The organism is Mesorhizobium sp. M0292 (assembly GCF_040321695.1).
Lineage (GTDB): Bacteria > Pseudomonadota > Alphaproteobacteria > Rhizobiales > Rhizobiaceae > Mesorhizobium.
The window spans coordinates 220,539-227,244 of the sequence record NZ_JAMYSB010000011.1; the positions used below are offsets into that span (position 1 = coordinate 220,539).

Annotated in this window: 4 protein-coding genes and 1 tRNA gene; 3 read left to right on the plus strand and 2 right to left on the minus strand. The window is 61.7% G+C overall.

Annotated features, from left to right (window positions below):
- The first annotated feature begins 103 nt into the window (after positions 1 to 103).
- Positions 104 to 2,137 (plus strand): lytic transglycosylase domain-containing protein, encoded by a 2,034-nt coding sequence (locus NKI96_RS19215; RefSeq protein WP_352805621.1) that lies wholly within the window; start codon positions 104 to 106, stop codon positions 2,135 to 2,137.
- 311 nt (positions 2,138 to 2,448) lie between these two features.
- Positions 2,449 to 3,351: an alpha/beta fold hydrolase gene (locus NKI96_RS19220; protein WP_352805623.1), complete on the plus strand. Its 903-nt coding sequence runs from the start codon at positions 2,449 to 2,451 to the stop codon at positions 3,349 to 3,351.
- A 59-nt stretch (positions 3,352 to 3,410) separates the two neighbouring features.
- Here NKI96_RS19220 and NKI96_RS19225 read toward each other — a convergent pair whose 3' ends face one another.
- Positions 3,411 to 4,487, minus strand: coding sequence for a tyrosine-type recombinase/integrase (locus NKI96_RS19225; protein WP_352805625.1), 1,077 nt, complete (start codon positions 4,485 to 4,487; stop codon positions 3,411 to 3,413).
- A gap of 239 nt (positions 4,488 to 4,726) precedes the next feature.
- The gene (locus NKI96_RS19230) at positions 4,727 to 5,899 is read right to left on the minus strand and encodes a porin (RefSeq protein ID WP_352625976.1); all 1,173 of its coding nucleotides are present in this window, start codon (positions 5,897 to 5,899) and stop codon (positions 4,727 to 4,729) included.
- A gap of 464 nt (positions 5,900 to 6,363) precedes the next feature.
- Here NKI96_RS19230 and NKI96_RS19235 point away from each other — a divergent pair.
- A tRNA-Ser gene (locus NKI96_RS19235) sits at positions 6,364 to 6,454 on the plus strand.
- The last annotated feature ends 252 nt before the right edge of the window (positions 6,455 to 6,706 follow it).

The following is a 6,706-nucleotide window of genomic DNA, read 5'->3' on the forward strand; positions in this document are numbered from 1 at the left end:
GCCTGGATAACCCTTTGTTTACGGGCTCTTCACGACCTAAGTCTAGGCTCTCGGGCACCTGGGCTTGCCATCTAAAGTGCCGCAACAGGGAAAGATCAGGATCATGCCGGCCGGTCGGCCACTCCGCTTCATATTGCTTGGCGCCGTTGCCCTGCTGATAGTGGGGACGGCGGCAAACGAGAGCGTCGACGAGCAGACGACCTCATCGATCCCGATGCCCGACATGCAAGACAGAGCGCAGACCGATGCGCCCTCCCCCAGTATCGTCGTGCTGAAAAGCGGTCTCGACGCATTGGCGACCGGCGATATCGCCGCGGCGCGAGCCGTGCGCGAAACATTGCCGGCCAATTCGCTGGACCGCCATATCCTGGCCTGGGCAATCGCGCTCTATGGCGGCGACCGTGTGCCGAGCAGCGAGATTGCCGATACCGCAAAGATGCTGCCGAACTGGCCGGGCACCATGGCCTTGCGCAAGAACAGCGAGCGCGCGCTCTACCGCGAAAGCCCGTCGCCGCAGACCGTGGTGAAAGCCTTTGACGGCAGCCAGCCGCTGACCTTTCAAGGCGTGGTCATCCTTGCCCGCTCCTATAGAGCTCTTGGCAACACCAAGGCGGCGCTTTCCGTGCTGTCGCCATTCTGGCGCACCGAGAAGCTGGAAGCGAGGGACGAGGCGGCCGTCATCAAGGAGTTTGGCGCCATCATTCCGGCTGCCGACCATCGTTTCCGCATGGAGCGGATGTTTTATGCCGACCGGGAGAATTCGGCGCTGCGGGTCGCAACCCTTGCCGGCGCGCAACCGCTGGCCGATGCCTGGGCCGCCGCCTCGCGTGGCGACAAGAACGCGACCAAGCTGTTGAAAGCAGTGCCTGCCGCGCAGCAGTCGGCCGGCTATTTCTTCGCGCAAGCCGAATATCTGCGCAAGCAGCGGAAGTTTGCAGACGCCGCCGCGGTGATGATGAAAGCGCCAACGAACCGCGACGCGCTGGTCGATCCCGATACCTGGTGGGTCGAGCGCCGCGTGCTGTCGCGCGCACTGGTCGACCAGGGCGACTGGAAGACCGCCTACAAGATCGTTGCCGCGCACGCCGCCGAAAGTCCCGCCAGCGCCGCCGAGGCTGAATTCCACGCCGGCTGGTATGCGCTGCGAGGCCTCAACGATCCTGCGACGGCCTCGACCCATTTTGCCCGCATCGCCGATCTCGCGCAGGGACCGATGTCGCTGTCACGCGCCTATTACTGGCTTGGCCGCGCGGCGGAAGTCGGCGGTCCCGGCAATGCGAAGGATTATTTCACCAAGGCGGCAGCCTATGGCACCACTTTCTACGGGCAGTTGGCGGCGGAACGGGTTGGCTTGCGCACGCTGAACATCGCCTATCCCGAGCCAAGCACTGCCGACCGCCAAAGCTTTGACGGCCGCGAAGCGGTCAGCGCCATCAAGCGGCTGCAGGAGGCGGGCTACGACCGCTATGCCGAGACGCTCTACCGCGATCTCGCCGGGCAGTTGACCAGTCCCGGCGAGCTGGCGCTGCTTGCGGTGCTGGCGGAAAAGCAGGGCAATCATTTCATGGCGCTGAAGATCGGCAAGATCGCCGGCGCGCGCGGCATCGACGTCGGCGCGCTGTCGCATCCGCTGGGCGTCATTCCCGACACCGCCGACATTTCCGGCTCCGGCAAGGCGCTGGCCTATGCGATCGCTCGCCAGGAAAGCGAATTCAATGTCGGCGCCGTCTCCAGCGCCGGCGCGCGCGGCCTGCTGCAGCTGATGCCGGGCACCGCCAAGCAATTGGCGAAGAAGGCAGGACTGAGCTTTTCCCAGGATCGGCTGACCAGCGATGCCGGCTACAATGCGACGTTGGGGGCTGCCTTCCTCGGCGAGCAGCTCGACCGCTTCGGCGGCTCCTATGTGCTGACCTTCGCCGGCTACAATGCCGGCCCCAACCGCGCCAGCCAATGGGTAGCCAAGTACGGCGACCCGCGCGGCAAGGGCATCGACGCCGTCGTCGACTGGATCGAGCGGATTCCCTACACCGAAACAAGAAGTTACGTGCAGCGCGTGATGGAGAATTACGAGGTCTACAAGATGCGTATTTCGGGGAAGTACGACATCGTTGGGGATTTGGTGAACGGGCGGGGTTGAGGCGGCAGAGCTGTCGCCATGGGCAGACGTTGGCGATCCTTCGCGCCCCCCTCTGGCCTGCCGGCCATCTCCCCCACGAGTGGGGAGATCAGCTGTCGTTGCCGATTTCGCCAATCTCCAACGTCGAAGGAAGGGCGTAGCGCCTGAACCGCCAATCTCCCCCCTCGTGGGGGAGATGTCCGGCAGGACAGAGGGGGGCGCTGTCCCTCCGACATTTCCAAGAGTGTCAGCTTGCCGACAACCCTCGATTTGACCGCTCCCACCCTCGCCTGTAGCAGACGGAGACAATCCGGCCAGGGAGTCCTTTCAATATGTCGAGCACCGACGGCTTTTCCGATTTCTTCTACACAGCGCCGGACGGCCTCAGACTTCACGCTCGCATCTACGGTGAGACAAACTCGGGAAACTGGCCGGTGGTCTGCCTGCCCGGCCTGACCCGCAACGCGCGCGACTTTCATGAGTTGGCGCTTTATTTGTCACAGCGGGCCGACAATCCGCGCAAGGTCATCGCCTTCGACTACCGTGGCCGCGGCCAGTCCGCTTACGACCCTGATATCGGCCACTACACTATCGGCATCGAGGCCGGCGATGTCCTCGCCGGGCTGGCTGCCCTGGACGTCGAGGAAGCGGCCTTCATCGGCACATCGCGTGGCGGACTGATCATCCACGTGCTCGGCGCGCTGCGGCCAGCCATACTGAAAGCCATAGTGCTGAACGACATCGGACCCGTGATCGAGGCCGCGGGGCTGGCCCATATCCAAACCTATCTCGACCCGGCACCGGAACCGAAGAGCCGCCATGAGGCGATCGATGCGCAACGCGTCGCGCACGACGCGGATTTTCCCGCTCTGACCGCGGCGGATTGGGAGCGGATGGTGTCGGCCGTCTACCGCGAGACGGACGAAGGCCTCCTGTTGCCGGATTTCGACCCCCAACTGGTCGAGACGGTGGCGGGCCTCGACCTCAGCAAGCCGTTGCCGGATCTGTGGCCACAGTTCGAGGCGCTGGCGGCGATACCTTTGCTTGCCATTCGCGGCGCCAACTCGAAACTCTTGTCGGCCGACACACTCGACGAGATGCAAAAGCGTCATCCCGGCATGGAAGCGACCACCGTCGAGGGCCAAGGCCATGCCCCCTTCCTGGAGACAGGCAACCTGCCGGGCGCTATCGCGGCCTTCCTGGATGGAGTACTAAATACGGCCCAGGAAAAGTAAACCCCAAGATCAAATATGATCCTGGGGTTGCCATGGCAGTATATGAAAGCCTTGGGTAACTATTTGGCTTTCGAGTTTTTCCGGGGCGTCTTGGGTGCCTTCGCCGCTGCCGTTTTGCTCTTTTGGGCAGGCGTTGGCACTGAGGCCGTGGTCAGCGGCGATGCGAAGGCGGAGTTTTTTCCATCACCGGACAGCCCTTCGCCGCGGGGCGTTTCCAGCACGACGACGCAGCCGTCGAGATCGTTGGTGGCCAGATGCGCATAGCGCATGGTCATCGAAAGCGTCTGGTGGCCGAGCCACATCTGCACGCGCCGGATGTCGATGCCGCCCTGGACCAGACGTGAGGCGCAGGTGTGACGCAAGATGTGCGGCACCACCTGGTCGTCGGCGCCGAGGCCGACCTCGGCCTTGGCATCGTTCCAGATGGCGCGAAACTGCGCCTGGCTGAGTTTGGTGAACGGACCTTTGGGCCGGCGGCCCTCTGAGGGCGGCAGTTTGATCACCTCTTTGACCCGCTCGGTCATCGGGATGGTGCGGCTGCGGCCGGATTTGGTGATCCAGAACGAGACGCGGTGTTCCTGGATGTCGTTCCAGATCAGTCCGAGCGCCTCGCCGAGACGGCATCCGGTGTCCACGAGAAAGCATGAAAGACGGTAGGCATCCTCGCTGCGGGTCCTGATGGCGGCGAACAGCCTTGCTTCTTCGTCCCTTTCGAGGAAACGTATCCGTCCCGCCCGCTCCTTCTGGCGGCGGAACTCGGGCAGGCTGTGGATATCCCCCATCTTGTAAGCCTTGCGCAGCAGTTTGCTGAGGGCAGCCATCTTTCGATTGATGGTTGCGTTGCTGTTGCCGCGCTGGCGCAAGGTGCCGATAAGGTTGTCAAGGGTGCTCTGGTCGAAGGCGCTGAACCGTTCTCCGAGGAGAATCTCGTCTATTTCGCCGATGAAGGAGCTGACATTGTACTTATGTCGCCCATCATCCCAGAGTATGTCTCGGTACGCTGAAAAAAGCTCTCCGACCCGGTGCGACTTTACTTCTCTGATCTTGTTGTAGCTGTATTTTATCTTCGCATTTTGAGAAGAGAACATTGAGAAATGTTCGGAGGGGTCGCCCTCTTGTATCGCTTCGATGGTCATAAATTGCCACACCCCCGAGTGGATAGAGTCAGACCTACCCGCTTGGAAGCGTCCTTTCAAGAGATTTAATCACGCAGTTGTGAATTCATCCACCATCAGCGGATCCCACGAACTCACCCTACGGACTGTTCAGCTGCCGATTCCCCCTGTTCCTTCTGCTTGTCTTGACCCAGTCACGAAACAAAACAGCCCGGGCGTTGAATCGCCCGGGCTGGTATTCACCTGTTTAAAGCTAGCCCTTAGAACGAGCGCTGGAAGCGGAGCATGCCGCCAATGGCGTCGTCATCACGGGCATCGGTCCAATCGGAGTCGCCAACGTTGATGTAGTCGACTTCGGCCGTGACCGTGAAGCCGGGGACGACGTCATAGGCGATGTTCGCCGCGGCGCCGAAGTTCTTGTCCTCGTCATACGAAAGCTGGACGTTGAACGAGGTCTTCTCGTTGATGGTGTAGGTGCCACCACCCCAGACTGCCCAGTTGCCGCCCCACTGCTTGTAGAAGCCGCGGCCGCCGGCCGGGATTGCCCAGGTCGGATCCGACAGATTGTCGTCGGTGCCGTAGCCGCCAATGATGAACAGCGACAGGTTCTGCATCGGGGTGACGTCCAAACGCACCTTGCCGGCTACTTCTTCATAGTTGCTGTCGTAAGCAATGACGCCGGTGATGGCGCCCCAGCCCTGCGTATACTTCAGACCGCCGACGACATGCGGAACATAGCTGTCGATGGTGCCGACGACGCCAGCGCCTTCTTCGAGCGAGAGGACGGCGGAGAAGCCGTTGCCCGCATCGAAATAGTACTGGATGACGTTGGTGTCGAAGCCGCCGTAGGGGACCAGCGTATCCTGGATGACGTTGCCGGCATAGCCGATGAACGTATTGAAGGCCGATTCGTCCTTACCAACGCGCAAGCCACCGAGCTGGATCCAGGCGAAGTTCAGCGAAACGCTCTTCATGCCGGCCGGATTGCTATCGAAAGCGGTTTCATCGACGAGGGGTGTGGCCGGATCATCAGCGATGTTGGTGGCGTACCGATTGTTGTTGCCGAAGTTGAAGCGGGTCTCGGTGTAGGTCTTCAAGGTGCCGAGTTCGGTTTCCTGGCCGGTCCAGGTCTTGAAGGTGGCGCGGGCATTCTTGTACCAGGTGTCCTGCGCGTCACCATCTTCGTGGTCGAGCGACTCCGCACCCGTGAATGCGCCGACGTCGCCGGCGCCGATATCGTAGCGGACATAGCCGCCGATGCGCAGGCAGGTTTCGGTGCCGGGAATGTAGAAGTAGCCCGAGCCGTAAACGTCGCAAATCTTGACGTATTCAGCCGGTTCCGGCTCGGCGACGACGACGGCGTCGGCGGCGCGCGCACCGGAAACTGCGATCAGGGCCGCAGCGGAGCCGAGGAGAAGGCTCTTAATGTTCATTTTCTGACCTCCAGTCAAAAGTTAAAAAACGGGTCTGGGTATTCTTTGCTGAAGGACAGCGTTCCCTGCCCCATCCCCACTACCGAAAAAGATGCGCACCGCGCCGCTCCTTCGAAATCGACATTACCCATGAGGCGGCGGCGTTCAACCACGATCGTACCGGCGAAAGGGCTATGCGGGCGCTATCCCCATGCGTTGTTGCACAAATGACACGATTTGGCCTCAGTCAGAAAGCTCTCATTAACCATCGAAGGGCCCGCAAGCCTTATCCAGCGCCGCGCAATGCGGCCGAATCCGGCGATGGCCGGCCAGAATTGCGGCCATGTCGCTGACTCGCCAGCCAGGGAACTGCCGTAGAATCGCCGCATGCAAAAGGCGCCGCTGCGGCCGAATGCGGATTTTTCAACGATTATCGCGCCGGCTTGTTGATTGTGCCGGCGCTTTTCTCTATCCAGCGGCGCAACGGAGAGGTGGCCGAGTGGTCGAAGGCGCTCCCCTGCTAAGGGAGTAGAGGTCAAAAGCTTCTCGTGGGTTCGAATCCCATCCTCTCCGCCATCCTGCTTCGCTCTTCGAGCTTCGCAGGACAAGCCCAACCCTCAGCGCGAAGCAGGATGGCGGAGAGGATGCCCTCCGAAGCCTTGGCGTAGGAGGGCCGGACCGTGTGGTGTGCTACGTGCCGCACAGCGTAAGCCCAGAGAATCCCTTGCAAATTCGATTGGCAGTCCTGCTTCGCTCTTCGAGCTTCGCAGGACAAGCCCAACCCTCAGCGCGAAGCAGGATGGCGGAGAGGATGCCCTCCGAAGCCTT

Bases quoted from the DNA above. Each gene is read 5' to 3' on its own strand.
- NKI96_RS19230 (WP_352625976.1), bottom strand. From the start codon at position 5,899: ATGAACATTAAGAGCCTTCTCCTCGGCTCCGCTGCGGCCCTGATCGCA.
- NKI96_RS19220 (WP_352805623.1), top strand. From the start codon at position 2,449: ATGTCGAGCACCGACGGCTTTTCCGATTTCTTCTACACAGCGCCGGAC.
- NKI96_RS19215 (WP_352805621.1), top strand. From the start codon at position 104: ATGCCGGCCGGTCGGCCACTCCGCTTCATATTGCTTGGCGCCGTTGCC.
- NKI96_RS19225 (WP_352805625.1), bottom strand. From the start codon at position 4,487: ATGACCATCGAAGCGATACAAGAGGGCGACCCCTCCGAACATTTCTCA.